Source organism: Streptomyces puniciscabiei, from assembly GCF_006715785.1.
Classification (GTDB): domain Bacteria; phylum Actinomycetota; class Actinomycetes; order Streptomycetales; family Streptomycetaceae; genus Streptomyces; species Streptomyces puniciscabiei.
On record NZ_VFNX01000001.1, the window covers coordinates 933,897 to 947,805 of the forward strand.

Annotated in this window: 11 protein-coding genes; 4 read left to right on the forward strand and 7 right to left on the reverse strand. The window is 72.1% G+C overall.

Annotated elements, in window-relative coordinates:
- The first annotated feature begins 97 nt into the window (after nucleotides 1–97).
- A complete protein-coding gene (locus tag FB563_RS04230) occupies nucleotides 98–553 on the forward strand; it encodes an ATP-binding protein (protein WP_055705125.1) in 456 nt (151 codons plus the stop codon).
- On the opposite strand, the gene FB563_RS04235 is transcribed toward FB563_RS04230, so the two are convergent.
- The 3 genes from FB563_RS04235 to FB563_RS04245 form a co-directional block, all read right to left on the reverse strand.
- On the reverse strand, nucleotides 510–1,958 hold the full coding sequence (locus FB563_RS04235) for an amino acid permease (protein WP_055705124.1): 1,449 nt from the start codon (nucleotides 1,956–1,958) through the stop codon (nucleotides 510–512). The genes FB563_RS04230 and FB563_RS04235 overlap by 44 nt on opposite strands.
- A gap of 120 nt (nucleotides 1,959–2,078) precedes the next feature.
- Entirely contained in the window at nucleotides 2,079–3,089 is a 1,011-nt protein-coding gene (gene argF / locus FB563_RS04240) for an ornithine carbamoyltransferase (RefSeq protein ID WP_055705123.1), read from the reverse strand.
- A gap of 62 nt (nucleotides 3,090–3,151) precedes the next feature.
- Nucleotides 3,152–4,375, reverse strand: coding sequence for an arginine deiminase (locus FB563_RS04245; protein ID WP_055705122.1), 1,224 nt, complete (start codon nucleotides 4,373–4,375; stop codon nucleotides 3,152–3,154).
- Between the two features lie 142 nt (nucleotides 4,376–4,517).
- On the opposite strand from FB563_RS04245, the gene FB563_RS04250 reads away from it, so the two are divergent.
- Nucleotides 4,518–5,696, forward strand: a complete 1,179-nt coding sequence (locus FB563_RS04250; protein ID WP_055705121.1) for an SPFH domain-containing protein — start codon at nucleotides 4,518–4,520, stop codon at nucleotides 5,694–5,696.
- Nucleotides 5,697–5,718: 22 nt separating this feature from the next.
- Nucleotides 5,719–6,609, forward strand: a complete 891-nt coding sequence (locus FB563_RS04255; RefSeq protein ID WP_055705120.1) for an NAD(+)/NADH kinase — start codon at nucleotides 5,719–5,721, stop codon at nucleotides 6,607–6,609.
- Nucleotides 6,610–6,620: 11 nt separating this feature from the next.
- On the opposite strand, the gene FB563_RS04260 is transcribed toward FB563_RS04255, so the two are convergent.
- Genes FB563_RS04260 through FB563_RS04270 form a run of 3 tightly spaced genes read right to left on the reverse strand, consistent with a single transcriptional unit; the run spans nucleotide 6,621 to nucleotide 11,665 of the window.
- Nucleotides 6,621–9,161: a polynucleotide kinase-phosphatase gene (locus FB563_RS04260; protein WP_055705119.1), complete on the reverse strand. Its 2,541-nt coding sequence runs from the start codon at nucleotides 9,159–9,161 to the stop codon at nucleotides 6,621–6,623.
- Complete coding sequence (locus FB563_RS04265) at nucleotides 9,158–10,627, reverse strand: 3' terminal RNA ribose 2'-O-methyltransferase Hen1 (RefSeq protein WP_055705118.1); 1,470 nt, start codon at nucleotides 10,625–10,627, stop codon at nucleotides 9,158–9,160. The genes FB563_RS04260 and FB563_RS04265 overlap by 4 nt, the downstream gene beginning before the upstream one ends.
- A 45-nt stretch (nucleotides 10,628–10,672) precedes the next feature.
- Nucleotides 10,673–11,665 (reverse strand): DUF6215 domain-containing protein, encoded by a 993-nt coding sequence (locus tag FB563_RS04270; protein WP_055705117.1) that lies wholly within the window; start codon nucleotides 11,663–11,665, stop codon nucleotides 10,673–10,675.
- A 152-nt stretch (nucleotides 11,666–11,817) separates the two neighbouring features.
- On the opposite strand from FB563_RS04270, the gene FB563_RS04275 reads away from it, so the two are divergent.
- Nucleotides 11,818–12,738, forward strand: a complete 921-nt coding sequence (locus FB563_RS04275) for a D-alanyl-D-alanine carboxypeptidase family protein (RefSeq protein ID WP_055705116.1) — start codon at nucleotides 11,818–11,820, stop codon at nucleotides 12,736–12,738.
- Nucleotides 12,739–12,940: 202 nt separating this feature from the next.
- Here FB563_RS04275 and FB563_RS04280 read toward each other — a convergent pair whose 3' ends face one another.
- Complete coding sequence (locus tag FB563_RS04280; RefSeq protein ID WP_055705115.1) at nucleotides 12,941–13,864, reverse strand: LLM class F420-dependent oxidoreductase; 924 nt, start codon at nucleotides 13,862–13,864, stop codon at nucleotides 12,941–12,943.
- Nucleotides 13,865–13,909: the final 45 nt, after the last annotated feature.

The window sequence follows — 13,909 nt, forward strand, 5'->3', positions numbered from 1 at the left end:
CGGTACCGGGGCCGAAGGTCCCGGGCGAAGCCCGCCGACGGTCCGAAGTGGCCGGGCCCGTACCATTCCTACAGTCGAAAGCAGGACAGCCTGCTCCATGAACGGACTCGCCTTGCACGAACGCCCCACCGAACCGGCCTCCTGGCGCATCGCGCTGCCGCACACCGCCGCCGCGGTGCCCGTGGCCCGTGCCCTGGTGCGCACGGCCCTCGCCGAGGTGGAGCACCCTGCCGACTGCGACACCGCGGAACTGCTCACGGCGGAGCTGGTGGCGAACGCGGTGGAGCACACCGCCGGGCGCGGCCCGATAGAGCTGGTGGTGGAGCTGTTGCCGAGCGGCTGCCAGGTCGAGGTGCACGACCCGGACCCGGCGCCGCCCGGCCATCTGACCCGGCCGGTGATCGAGGAGCCCGACGTCTGGCAGGAGGGCGGCCGCGGGCTGCTCCTGATCCGCGCCCTCAGCTCGTCCTGCGGGCACCGCCCCACCCCGTCGGGCAAGGCGGTGTGGTTCAGACTGCCTGCGGTTCCCGCTCAGCGGCGGCGCTCGGCGTGACCTCGGGGGCCGCCTGGGCCAGCGTGGAGTGCCGGCGGCCGTAGGCGGCGTAGATCGCCAGGCCGACCACGAGGAACACGGCGAACTGGACCCAGGTCTGCCAGCCCGTCTCGTACATGAGGTACAGGCAGAAGGCGACGCCGAGCAGCGGGCCCACCGGGTACAGCGGCACCCGGAAGCTGCGGACGAGGCCCGGTTCGCGGCGGCGCAGGGCGATCACCGCGATGTTGACGACGGCCATGATGGCGAGCGTGCCGATGGTGCACAGGTTCATCACGGCGTCGAGCGAGGCGAAGGCCGCCGGGAGCGCGAAGACGACGGCGACGATCAGGGTGCCCGCGACCGGCGTGGAGGTCTTCGGGTTCACCTTCTCGAAGACGCGCGGGATCAGGCCGTCGCGGGACATCGACATGAGGATGCGGGTCTGGCCGTACATCACCGCGAGGACCACCGAGGCGATGGCGACGACCGCGCCGAAGGCGATCACACCGCCGCCGACGGTCGAGCCGGTGACCGCGTTGACGACGTACGACAGCGCGGCGGGGCGGCCGGCGACCTGCTTGCCGCCGATGGCGCCGATCGCGGCGACCGCGACGGCGCAGTACAGCAGGGTCACGATGCCCATGCAGACCATGATCGCGACCGGGATGTCCCGGCGCGGGTTCTTGGCCTCTTCACCAGCGGTGGTGATGGCGTCGAAGCCGATGTAGGAGAAGAACGCGGCCGTGGTGCCCGCGCCGATGCCGCCGAGGCCTGCGGGGGAGAACGGGGTGAGGTTGCCGTGCTTGAAGGCGCTGTAGCCGATGGCGCAGAAGGCCAGCAGGATGACGAGCTTGACGGCGGCCATGGCGGCCGTCGCCCGGGCGCTCTCCCGCACCCCGCGCACCAGCAGGACCGAGGCCATCGCGATGACGATCACGGCGGGGAGGTTGATCACCCCGCCGTCGCCGGGCCCGGCGGACAGGGCGGCCGGGAGCTGGACGCCGGTGAGGCTGTGCAGCAGCTCGTTGACGTACTGGCTCCAGCCGACGGCGACGGCCGAGATGGAGATGCCGTACTCCAGCAGCAGGCACCAGCCGACCAGGAAGGCGGTGGACTCGCCGAGGCCGGCGTAGGCGAAGGAGTACGAGGAGCCGGAGACCGGGATCGCGCCGCCCAGCTCCGCGAAGGAGAAGGCGGTGAACACGCAGGTGATCGCGGCGAGGATGAAGGAGACGACGACGGCCGGGCCGGCCTGGGCGACGGAGTCGGAGAGGCCGACGAAGATACCGGTTCCGACGATGGCGCCGACGCCGAAGCAGATGAGCTGGAAGAGGCCCATCGTGCGCTCGAGGCCGTGTCCCTCACGGTCGGCGCCGGATTCGGCGACCAGCAGGTGCGGGGACTTGATGCGGGGAGCGGGCATTGCGGGTGGTGCTCGTTTCTGGTGGTGCGGGCGACCGGGTCACGGTCGCGGCGACGGCCCGGAAGGGGTGGTTCAGGGCCGTCGGTCAGGATAGGGGCTGGTCGGGACGGTGGACCAGGGTCAGCGGGCGAGTGTGGCGACCAGCACCGCCTTGATGGTGTGCAGCCGGTTCTCGGCCTCGTCGAAGACGACCGAGTGGGCGGACTCGAAGACCTCGTCCGTGACCTCCAGGGAGGTCAGGCCGTACGTCTCGTGGATCTCACGCCCGACCTTGGTGCCGAGGTCGTGGAAGGCCGGCAGACAGTGCAGGAACTTCACGTCCGGGTTGCCGGTGGCGCGCAGGACGTCCATGGTCACGGCGTACGGCGACAGCGCGGCGATGCGCTCCGCCCACACCTCCTTCGGCTCGCCCATGGAGACCCACACGTCGGTGGCGACGAAGTCCGCCCCCGACACGCCCTCCGGGGCGTCCTCGGTGAGGGTGATCCGGGCGCCGCTCGCCTCGGCGAGCTTGCGGGCGTGGGTGACGACGTCCTCGGCGGGCCAGTAGGCCCGGGGGGCGACGATCCGCACGTCCATGCCGAGCAGGGCGCCGGTGACCAGGTAGGAGTTGCCCATGTTGAAGCGGGCGTCGCCGAGGTAGGCGAGGGCGAGCTCGCTGAGCGGCTTGTCGCTGTGCTCGGTCATGGTGAGCACGTCGGCGAGCATCTGGGTGGGGTGCCAGTCGTCGGTGAGCCCGTTGTACACGGGCACGCCGGCGTACGCCGCCAGCTCCTCGACCTTGGCCTGGCTGTCCCCGCGGTACTCGATGCCGTCGAACATCCGGCCCAGCACCCGCGCGGTGTCCCGCACGGACTCCTTGTGGCCGATCTGCGAGCCGGACGGATCCAGATAGGTGGTGTGGGCCCCCTGGTCGGCGGCGGCGACCTCGAACGCGCAGCGGGTGCGCGTCGAGGTCTTCTCGAAGACCAGCGCGATGTTCCGGCCGCGCAGGTACTGCGTCTCGGTCCCCGCCTTCTTGGCCGCCTTCAGCTCGGCCGCCAGCTCGACCAGGCCGCGGAACTCCTCCTCCGTGAAGTCGAGCTCCTTGAGGAAGTGGCGGCCGATGAGGGCGGTCGGGACTGTCGCCATGGGGGCGCTCCAGTGGTGCGAGAACGAGGGACTATTGGAAGTCTATACGACCTCACACATTTCTATACAGCGTCTCGCTCTACGGGACAGCTCATGCACCGCGGTCCGCCCCGGCCCCGGCCCAGTTCGCTGCCCGGGATCTCGATCACCTCGATGCCCTGCTTGCGCAGGTGCGTGTTGGTGGTCGAGTTGCGCTCGTAGGCGACGACGACCCCCGGCTCGACGGCGAGCACGTTGCAGCCGTCGTCCCACTGCTCACGCTCGGCGGCGTGCACGTCCTGGGTGGCCGTCAGCACCCGGATCTCGCCGAGGCCGAGGGCGGCGGCGACCGCCCGGTGCATGTGCTCCGGCGGATGGTCGGTGACCTTCAGCTCCTTCTCGGTGACGCCCGGCTCGATGGTGTACGAGCGCAGCATGCCGAGCCCCGCGTACTGGGTGAAGGTGTCGCCGTCGACCATGGTCATCACGGTGTCGAGGTGCATGAACGCCCGCCGCTTGGGCATGTCGAGCGCGACGATGGTGCGCGCCGAGCCGGCCGCGAACAGCTTGTACGCCAGCATCTCCACGGCCTGCGGGGTGGTGCGCTCGCTCATGCCGACCAGCACGGCGCCATTGCCGATCACCAGGACGTCGCCGCCCTCGATGGTGGAGGGATGGTCGGCCTGCCCCTGGGACCAGACGTGGAACAGCTCGTCGCGGAACAGCGGGTGGTGGCGGTAGATGGCCTCGAAGTGCACGGTCTCCCGCTGCCGCGCGGGCAGCCGCATGGCGTTGATCGCGACCCCGTCGTAGACCCAGGCGGAGGTGTCGCGGGTGAAGAGGTGGTTGGGGAGGGGGGCGAGGAGGAAGTCGTCGAGGTCCATCACATGGAAGCGGACGGAGGTCGGCTCCGCGTGCGCCTGGAGGAACTCCCGCTTGGTCATGCCGCCCACGAGCGCCTCGGCCAGCTCGCGCGCCGGCAGGGACTCGAAGGCGGCGCGCAGATGATCGGTGGCGAGGGGGCCGTACTCCTTCTCGTGGAAGACCCGGTCCAGGACGAGGGTGCGGGCCTCGGGAACCTCCAGGGTCTCGGCGAGCAGGTCGCCGAAGAGGTGGACGGCGACCCCGCGGTCCCGCAGGACGTCGGCGAACCCGTCGTGCTCGGCGCGCGCCCGGCGCACCCACAGCACGTCGTCGAAGAGCAGGGCGTCCTTGTTGCTGGGGGTGAGCCTTTTGAGCTCCAGATCGGGCCGGTGCAGGATCACGCGGCGCAGCCGCCCGGCCTCGGAGGCGACATGGTAGGTCATGCCTCCATCCTGGCCGTCCGCGCCCGCCTTCACGCGCTTGTCGACCGTTTCCGTCCCTTCCTGTTTTCGTCCCCTTGACGAGAAGCGACTCCTCCGCTTATCGTCTCCATGACGAAAAACGGGTCGGCGACGAGGGGGATCCATGGCCGACATCACCCGGCGCCTGGGCCGGCGCCATCTGCGCGGGGCACCGACCGCGCACATCCGGCACCACCGCTCGGGCAAGCTGGTGCACGACGGTCCCGGGCTCAGCTTCTGGTTCCGGCCGCTCACCGCGGCCCTGTCCGAGGTACCGGTCGACGACCGCGAGCTGGCGATGACCTTCCACGCCCGGACCTCCGACTTCCAGGACGTGTCCGTGCAGGCGACGGTGACCTACCGCATCGCCGACCCGGCCCTGGCCGCCGCCCGCCTGGACTTCTCCATCGACCCGGACACCGGCGCCTGGCGCGGCACCCCGCTGGAACAGCTCGGCACACTCCTGACCGAGACGGCCCAGCAGCACGCGCTGGACGTGCTCGCCCGTACGCCGCTGTCGGCGGCGCTGGTCGACGGCGTCGCGGCGGTGCGCGAGCGGGTCGCGGCCGGCCTGGGCGCCGAGCCCCGGCTGCCGGCGACCGGGATCGAGGTGGTCGCCGTACGGGTGATGGCGCTGCGGCCGGAACCGGAGGTGGAGCGGGCCCTGCGTACCCCGGCACGGGAACAGATCCAGCAGGAGGCCGACCGGGCGACCTACGAGCGGCGGGCCGTCGCGGTCGAGCGGGAGCGGACCATCGCCGAGAACGAACTGGCCAGCCGCATCGAACTCGCCCGCCGCGAGGAGCAGTTGGTGGAGCAGCGCGGCACCAACGCCCGGCGCGAGGCCGAGGAACAGGCGGCCGCGGACGCGGTACGGGCCGAGGCGGAGGCGGCCCGCTCCGTGCGGCTCGCCGAGGCGGAGGCCACGCGGTCGGTGAAGCTCGCCGAGGCGGAGGCCACGCGGCAGCTCCGGCTCACGGAAGCCGAGGCGGCCGGATCCCGGCAGCTCGCCGAGGCCGAGGCAGCGCGCACCACGCTGCTGGCCGACGCCGAGGCGGCGCGGTCGGCACGGGTCGCCCGTGCGGAGGCCGAGGGCGCGCGGGAGCTGGGGGCGGCCCGGGCCGAGGCCCAGGCGGCCTGGCTGCGGGTGCACTCCGAGGCGGGCGTCGACGGGGCGACGACCCTGCGGGCCCTCACCGCCACCCGGCTGGCGGAGAACCTGCCCCGCATCGACAGCGTGACGGTCTCACCGGACGTGCTGACCGCCCTGCTCGCCAGGATCGCTCCGGGAGGATCCGCATGACCCGCACCCCGGAGGCCACCGGATGAGCCTCGCCCCGCGCGCCGTCCTGGTGCACCGCACCACGGAGTACGAGGAACTGATCGCCCGGCACGGCACGCACGGCCAGGCCGCGTTCTTCCTCGCCTCCCGGGGCCGGGACATCGAGGAGGTGGCCGCACGCCACCGGCGCGCCCGGCGCGCGCTGGCCGAGGTGGCCGCGGCGGTGCCGCCGGCCTGGCGGCAGGCGCGGGTGGAGCGGGGCGATCTGGACCGGTTCCTGTTCGCGCCCGAGGACGTGGTGGTGGTCATCGGCCAGGACGGACTGGTGGCGAATGCCGCCAAGTACCTCCGCGGCCAGCCGGTCATCGGCATCGACACCGACCCGGACCGCAATCCGGGCGTGCTGGTACGGCACCGCCCGGCCGACGCGGCGAGGCTGCTGGCGGCCGGGGACACCGCGGTGGACGAACTCACCATGGTGGAGGCCGTCGCCGACGACACCCAGCGGCTGCTGGCACTCAACGAGATCTACCTGGGCACCCCCGGTCATCAGACCGCCCGGTACCGCCTGGGCCTCGAGGACGACGGGGGTGTCGTCGAGGCCCAGGCCTCCTCCGGGGTGCTCGTGGGGACCGGCACCGGCGCGACCGGCTGGCTCCGCTCGGTGTGGCAGGAGCGGGGCGGCGGGCTCCCGCTGCCCTCCCCCACCGAGGACCGGCTGGTGTGGTTCGTCCGCGAGGCCTGGCCGTCGCCGGCCACCGGTACCAGCCTGGTGGCGGGCGAGCTCGGGGCCTCGGCGGCGCTGACGCTCACCGCGGAGTCCGACCGCCTCATCGCCTTCGGCGACGGCATCGAGACGGACGCGCTCCAGCTCACCTGGGGGCAGACGGTCCGGGTGGGGGTGTGCGGACAGCGGCTGCGGCTGGTCGGTTAGACCGCGGCGGCTCACAGCCGGGGGTCGACCGGCTCCGACTCCAGGGCCAGCACCCCGAACACCGCCTCGTGCACCCGCCACAGCGGCTCCCCGTCCGCGAGCCGGTCCAGGGCCTCCAGGCCGAGGGCGTACTCGCGCAGGGCGAGGGACCGCTTGTGGTTCAGGAAGCGCTGCCGGAGCTTCGCCAGGTTGTCCGGGCGGGTGTACTCGGGGCCGTAGATGATCCGCAGGTACTCCCGGCCCCGGCACTTGACGCCGGGCTGCACCAGCCGGCCGTCGCGGCCCCGGACCAGCGCGCCGAGCGGCTTGACGACCATGCCCTCGCCGCCCCGGCCGGTCATCTCCAGCCACCAGTCGACGCCCGCGCGCACCGACTCCGCCTCGCCGGTGTCGAGGTACAGCCGCCGGGTGGTCTGCAGCAGTCCGGTGCCGTCGTGCTCCACCAGCCGGTCGATCAGGGCCAGTTGCTCGTCGTGCGGCAGCGCGGCGAGGCTGCGGCCCTGGACGGCCAGCAGCTGGAAGGGCGCCAGGCGTACGCCGTCCAGGCCGTCCGTGGTCCAGCAGTAGCGCCGGTAGGCGGCGGTGAACGCGGCCGCGTCGGCGGCGCGGCCGCGCTGCCGGTCCAGCAGGCAGGTCACGTCCGCGCCCCGTGCGGCGGCGGCCTCCAGGGCGGCCAGCGCGCCCGGGAACACCGCGCCGGACGCGGCACCGACGGCCGCGTACTGGCTGCGCAGCAGCCCCGAGGCCTTCAGCGACCACGGCATCAGCTCGGCGTCCAACAGCAGCCAGTCGGTGGCCAGTTCGTCCCACAGCCCCGCGCTGTCGACGGCCGAGCGCAGCCGGCCGAGGATCTCCTCGGTCACCTGCTCGTCGTCGAAGAACGGCCGCCCGGTCCGGGTGTAGAGGGACCCGGTCGGGCCGTCCACCCCGAAGCGCTTGCGCGCCGCCTCCGCGTCCCGGCACACCAGGGCCACGGCGCGCGAGCCCATGTGCTTCTCCTCGCACACGACGCGCTCGACCCCCTGCGCCGCGTACTGTGCGAAGGCCTCCTGCGGGTGCTCCAGGTAGCCGTCCACCTGCGAGGTCGCCGTCGGCGCCATGGTCGGCGGGAGGTACGGCAGCAGCCGCGGGTCGGTCGCGAAGCGGCTCATGACCTCCAGGGCCGCCGCCGCGTTCTCCTCGCGGACCGCCACCAGTCCGGCGTGCCGGGTCTCCACGGCCCTGCGGCCGTGGACGTCCGCCAGGTCCAGCGGCCGGCCGTCGTGTCCGCCGGGCGCCTCGGAGCGCAGCGGCTTCGCCGGCTCGTACCAGACCCGCTCGGCCGGTACGTCGACCAGCTCGCGCTCGGGCCAGCGCAGCGCGGTCAGCTTGCCGCCGAAGACCGCGCCGGTGTCCAGGCAGATGGTGTTGTTGAGCCAGGTCGCCTCGGGCACGGGTGTGTGGCCGTAGACCACCACCGCACGGCCCCGGTAGTCCTCCGCCCACGGGTAGCGCACCGGCAGCCCGAACTCGTCGGTCTCGCCGGTGGTGTCGCCGTACAGGGCGTGCGAGCGGACCCGGCCGGAGGTGCGGCCGTGGTACTTCTCGGGCAGGCCGGCGTGGCAGACGACCAGCTTGCCGCCGTCCAGGACGTAGTGGCTGACCAGGCCCGCCAGGAACTGCCGGACCTCGGCCCTGAACTCCTCGCTCTCGCCCTCCATCTGCGCGATGGTCTCGGCGAGCCCGTGGGTGTGCTGGACCTTGCGGCCCGCCAGGTAGCGGCCGTACTTGTTCTCGTGGTTGCCGGGCACGCACAGGGCGTTGCCCGACTTCACCATCGCCATCACCCGGCGCAGCACGCCCGGGCTGTCCGGGCCGCGGTCGACCAGGTCGCCGACGAATACGGCGGTACGGCCCTCGGGGTGGACGCCGTCCGCGTATCCCAACTCGGCCAGTAGCGACTCCAGTTCGGCGGAGCAGCCGTGGACGTCGCCGATGATGTCGAAGGGGCCGGTGAGGTGGGTGAGGTCGTTGAAGCGCTTCTCGGTGACCACGGTGGCGTTCTCCGCCTCCTCGACACCACGCAGGACGTGCACCTTGCGGAAGCCCTCGCGCTCCAGGTGGCGCAGCGAGCGGCGCAGTTCGCGGATGTGGCGCTGGATGACCCGGCGCGGCATGTCGGCCCGGTCGGTACGGGCGGCGTTGCGCTCGGCGCACACCTCCTCCGGCATGTCGAGCACGATGGCGATGGGCAGCACGTCGTGCATCCGGGCCAGTTCGAGCAGCTGACGCCGGGCGTCCTGCTGCACGCTGGTGGCGTCCACGACGGTGCGGCGGCCGGCGGCCAGCCGCTTGCCGGCGATGAAGTGCATGACGTCGAAGGCGTCCCGGGTCGCGCTCTGGTCGTTCTCGTCGTCGGAGACCAGACCGCGGCAGAAGTCCGAGGAGATCACCTCGGTCGGCTTGAAATGCCGGCGGGCGAAGGTGGACTTGCCGGAGCCGGAGGCGCCGACGAGGACGACGAGGGAGAGGTCGGTGACGGGGAGGACCCGTCCACCTCGGTTCTCGGTCATGCTGCCTTCGCCTCCTTCTCCTTCTCGGTCCTGATCACGAACACTGCCATCTGGGTGGGCGGGCCGACCTCGGGGTCGTCCGGTCCGACGGGCGCGAACTCCACGTCGTAGCCGTGCCGTTCGGCCACCGCCCGCGCCCAGGTGCGGAACTCGGTCCGGGTCCACTCGAAGCGGTGGTCGCCGTGCCGGGCGTGTCCGGCGGGCAGGGTCTCCCAGCGGACGTTGTACTCGACGTTCGGGGTGGTCACGAGGACCGTGCGCGGGCGGGCGTGCCCGAACACGGCGTACTCCAGGGCGGGCAGCCGGGGCAGGTCCAGGTGCTCGATCACCTCGCTGAGCACGGCGGCGTCGTACCCCTTGAGCCGGTTGTCGGTGTAGGCGAGCGAGCCCTGCACCAGCTGGACGCGGGACGCCTGCCGCTCTCCCATGCGGTCCAGCTTCAGCCGCCGGGAGGCGATGGTGAGCGCCCGCACGGACACGTCGAGGCCGACGATCTCGGTGAACCGCACGTCCTTCAGCAGCTCCCGCACCAGCTCGCCCTGGCCGCACCCGAGGTCGAGGACGCGGGCCGCGCCGCAGTCGCGCAGGGCGGCGAGGATCGCCTCCCTGCGCTGAACGGCGAGCGGGGCCGGCTTCTCCTCCGTCTCGGTCTCCTCCTCGACGGCGTTGTCGATCTCCTCCACCTCGCTGTCGTCGGCCTCCGCGAGCCGCACCAGCTCCAGCCGCTCCATCGCCTGCCGGGTCAGCGACCAGCGCCGGGAGAGGTAACGGCTGGTGATCAGCTTCTGCTCCGGGTGCTCGGGCAGCCAGCCCTCGCCGGCCCGCAGCAGCTTGTCGACCTCGTCGGCGGAGACCCAGTAGTGCTTGGCGTCGTCGAGGACCGGCAGCAGGACGTAGAGGTGGCGCAGGGCCTCGGCGAGGGTCAGTGCCTCGGACTCCAGCACGAGACGGACGTACCGCGAGTCGCCCCACTCGGGGAACTCCGCGTCCAGGGCGACCGGTTCGGCGGTGACCGTCCAGCCCAGCGGCCGGAAGAGACGCCGTACGAGCTCCGGTCCGCCACGGGCGGGCAGCGCGGGCACCTCGATGCGCAACGGCCTCGCCCGGCCCGGCAGTTCGGGCCGGGCGTGGCAGGTGCCCTTCATCGCGCTGGAGAAGACGCCGCTCAGTGCGACCGCGAGCAGCGAGGAGGCCGCGTAGGGGCGGTCGTTGACGTACTGCGCGAGCGCCGCGTCGGGGGCTCCGCCGCGGCCCTTGCCCTTGGCCCGGCGGACCAGCGCGAGGGTGTCGGTCTCCAGCAGCAGCGCGGCCGTGCAGCGCAGATCGTCCGCCTCGGGGTAGAAGACGTGCGCCGTGCCGTAGGACGTGGAGAACCTCTGCGCGTTGTCGGGATGCTTGTGCAGCAGGTATCCGAGGTCGGTGGCCGGGTGGGCGGCGTCGCCGCGCGTGGAGATCGTCAGGAACACACGTCCGAGTGTTCCGGGATCAGGGCCCGCCGACCACCGGTTTTCTCACCGCGCGCCCCGCTCGGGGATCGTCGGAAGGACCTTCTCGGCGATGTCGACCAGGGCGCTGTCGTCGGGGAGGGCCCCGGTCTGGCTCCACACCGTGAGGTCGTAGTAGCCGCCCCGGTCCTTGCCGTCGAGGGCCACGGTCAGCGTCCGGGCCATGGGACCTTCCTCGACGGGTCCGCCGCTGCTTCCGCCGCTGCCGAGCCTGAACTCCAGCTTCATGGTGTGGTCCGAGGAGAAGACCGCCGGCCGGCCGAGCACCGTACGCGTCTCGACGTTCGGCTCGTTCCCGATCTGCTTCAGCTTCACGTACTGGGCGACGGACAGGTGGTTGTAGGTGGCGGACAGGTTCACGGTGTACGTGTCGAACCCGATCTCGGCCTCCGGCTCGGCGACCTTCCCATCGGTCAGGGCAGCGGTGTCGCTGTTGCCGGAAGCCGTGGTCGCGGTCTCCCCCGGGGTTCCCAGGAGCCGGGCGAGATCGGGCCGGTTGAGTGCCTTGCACAGCTGGTCACCGGTCACGGGCCGGGAGGTCTTCCTGTACACCTGCGGCAGTTCCTCGTGTCCCGGGCCCGGACACGAGGCGGCCCGCTGCGTGGCGTCGTCGGACGGCAGCAGGTGCGGGCCCAGCCACAGCACGGCCCCGATCGCCCCGAACACGGCCACGGCCGCGACGGCCTGGCCCCACGCGTTGGGCTCCTTCTCCGCGGTGACCGGGGCCGGGGCCTGGACCTGGGGGGCCGCGGCGGCTGCCGTGCCGACCGCCGGCGCGGGAGCCGGGGTGTCCGGGTCCCGGCGTGCGCGCAGCACCCGGACCATCGTGTGGATCCGTATGGCGGTGAACACGAGGAACACCGCACCGATGCCGGCCGGCACCCAGTCGTGGTCGCGGACCGCGAGATACATGAGGCGGACGCCGAAAACGGAGCCGATCACGACGTACAAGGGCTCGCGGACCCAGAAGGGCAGCAGGCGCAGGAGGAAACCGAGCATCCGGCGATCCCACCAGGACCGGGACGATCACGCTGTGGCGGAGCCCACACTTCCGACACAGGACGTACACAGTTACGGCATAGTGATCAACCGTCAACTGACCATTGACCACTGACTCGAACGTCAACCGACCACTGACTGCAGGGGGAACCATGTCTCACGGCCACCACGTCCGCGTCGGCAGGAGAGCCGTCGTCGCGGCACTGGCGGGTACGGTCCTCGGTACGGGGGTCCTCGCGGCCGCGCCCGCCGAGGCCGCCACGGCACCGCAGGTACAGGCCCAGGGCGCGTTCGCGCTGAACCCGGCCACCGGAAAGACGCTGTTCGGCAAGGCTCCGGACGGACGGCTGCGGACCGGGTCCACGACGAAGATCATGACGGCGCTGGTGGTGCTGTCGCAGCCGCACCTCGACCTCGGCAGGAAGGTGAAGATCAAGAAGGAGTACACCGACTACGTCATCGACCCCGCCAACCCGGGGAACCTGCGCTATTCGAGCGCCCACCTGATCCTCGGCGACTCGATGAAGGTGAGCGACCTGCTGTACGGGCTGCTGCTGCCCTCGGGCTGCGACGCGGCCTACGCGCTCGCGGACACCTATGGCACGGGGTCGACGACGGCGGCGCGGACTACGTCGTTCATCGCCAAGATGAACGGCGAGGCGCGCGAACTGGGCCTGACCAACACCCACTTCGACTCCTTCGACGGGGTGTCCAACGGCAACAACTACGCCTCGCCGCGCGACCTGGCGAAGCTCGCCGGGGTCGCGCTGAAGAACGCGACGTTCAAGAAGGTCGTCGGGACCAAGGTGTACAAGGACATGCAGTCCTACCGGCCCGGCGGTGGCACGCACGCGATGGACCCGTGGACGAACACCAACAAGCTGCTCGACACCTACCGGGGCGCGATCGGCGTGAAGACCGGCTCCGGGCCGGAGGCGGGGGCCTGCCTGGTGTTCGCGGCGACCCGGGGCGGCCGGACGGTCGTGGGCACGATCCTCGCCGACACCTCGCCGGACCAGCGTTTCCAGGACGCGGCGAAGATCCTCGACTACGGATTCGCGCAGAGCGGCTGAGCCGGGCACGGGGCCGCCGCCACGGCGCACGGCGGCGGCCCCCGCCCCTGGGCAGACTCATGTGGAGCCGGCCCCCGTCCTGCCAGGTGGCGAAGCCGGGGGTGCGCTCACAGATCAGCGCGGCCGTCTCGTCCGGCATCCGGCGCGCCTCCACTCAGGGGAACGGCGGCGGCACCGGCCTGCGCCGTGTCACTCGACGGCGTCACGACAGCTGGGACTGCACCTGGGAGGAGATCAGCTCCAGGTGGTCCAGGTCGTGGAGGTCGAGGATCTGCAGATAGATGCGCTGGGAGCCGATCTCGGCGTACCGGCCGATCTTGTCGACGACCTCGGCCGGCGAGCCGGCCAGGCCGTTGGCCTTCAGCTCGTCGACCTCGCGGCCGATCGCGGCGGCGCGGCGGGCGACTTCCTGGTCGTCCCGGCCGACGCAGGCCACGAGCGCGTTGGAGTAGGTCAGCGCGTCCGCGCCGCGGCCGGCCTCCTCGGCGGCGGCCCGCACCCGCCCGAACTGCCGCGCGGTGTCCTCGAGGCCGGCGAAGGGGATGTTGAACTCGTCGGCGTACCGTGCTGCGAGCCGCGGCGTACGGGTCGCTCCGTGCCCGCCGACGAGCACCGGGACCTTCCCCTGGGCCGGCTTGGGCAGCGCGGGCGAGTCGGTCAGGTCGTAGTACGTGCCGTGGAAGTCGAAGGTCTTGCCGGCCTCGGTCGCCCACAACCCGGTGACGATCGCGAGCTGCTCCTCCAGCCGCGCGAACTTCTCCTTGGGGAACGGGATGCCGTACGCCCGGTGCTCCTCCTCGAACCAGCCCGCGCCGAGGCCGAGTTCCACCCGGCCGCCGGACATCTGGTCGACCTGGGCGACCTGGATGGCGAGCACGCCGGGCAGCCGGAAGGTGCCGGCCGTCATCAGGGTGCCGAGGCGGATGCGCCTGGTCTCGCGGGCCAGTCCGGCGAGCGTGATCCAGGCGTCCGTGGGGCCGGGCAGGCCGTCGCCGCTGCCCATGCGCAGGTAGTGGTCGGAGCGGAAGAAGGCGTCGAAGCCCAGGTCCTCGGTGGCCTTCGCCACGGTGAGCAAGGTGTCGTAGGTGGCCCCCTGCTGGGGCTCGGTGAAGATTCGAAGGTCCATACATCCATCCTGCACGCCGCCCACCACGTCAACCTCGTGGGTACC

What these genes read in the sequence shown, in the direction of transcription:
- FB563_RS04230 (WP_055705125.1), top strand. Translation starts at nt 98, where the DNA reads ATGAACGGACTCGCCTTGCACGAACGCCCCACCGAACCGGCCTCCTGG.
- FB563_RS04235 (WP_055705124.1), bottom strand. Translation starts at nt 1,958, where the DNA reads ATGCCCGCTCCCCGCATCAAGTCCCCGCACCTGCTGGTCGCCGAATCC.
- argF (WP_055705123.1), bottom strand. Translation starts at nt 3,089, where the DNA reads ATGGCGACAGTCCCGACCGCCCTCATCGGCCGCCACTTCCTCAAGGAG.
- FB563_RS04245 (WP_055705122.1), bottom strand. Translation starts at nt 4,375, where the DNA reads ATGACCTACCATGTCGCCTCCGAGGCCGGGCGGCTGCGCCGCGTGATC.
- FB563_RS04250 (WP_055705121.1), top strand. Translation starts at nt 4,518, where the DNA reads ATGGCCGACATCACCCGGCGCCTGGGCCGGCGCCATCTGCGCGGGGCA.
- FB563_RS04255 (WP_055705120.1), top strand. Translation starts at nt 5,719, where the DNA reads ATGAGCCTCGCCCCGCGCGCCGTCCTGGTGCACCGCACCACGGAGTAC.
- FB563_RS04260 (WP_055705119.1), bottom strand. Translation starts at nt 9,161, where the DNA reads ATGACCGAGAACCGAGGTGGACGGGTCCTCCCCGTCACCGACCTCTCC.
- FB563_RS04270 (WP_055705117.1), bottom strand. Translation starts at nt 11,665, where the DNA reads ATGCTCGGTTTCCTCCTGCGCCTGCTGCCCTTCTGGGTCCGCGAGCCC.
- FB563_RS04275 (WP_055705116.1), top strand. Translation starts at nt 11,818, where the DNA reads ATGTCTCACGGCCACCACGTCCGCGTCGGCAGGAGAGCCGTCGTCGCG.
- FB563_RS04280 (WP_055705115.1), bottom strand. Translation starts at nt 13,864, where the DNA reads ATGGACCTTCGAATCTTCACCGAGCCCCAGCAGGGGGCCACCTACGAC.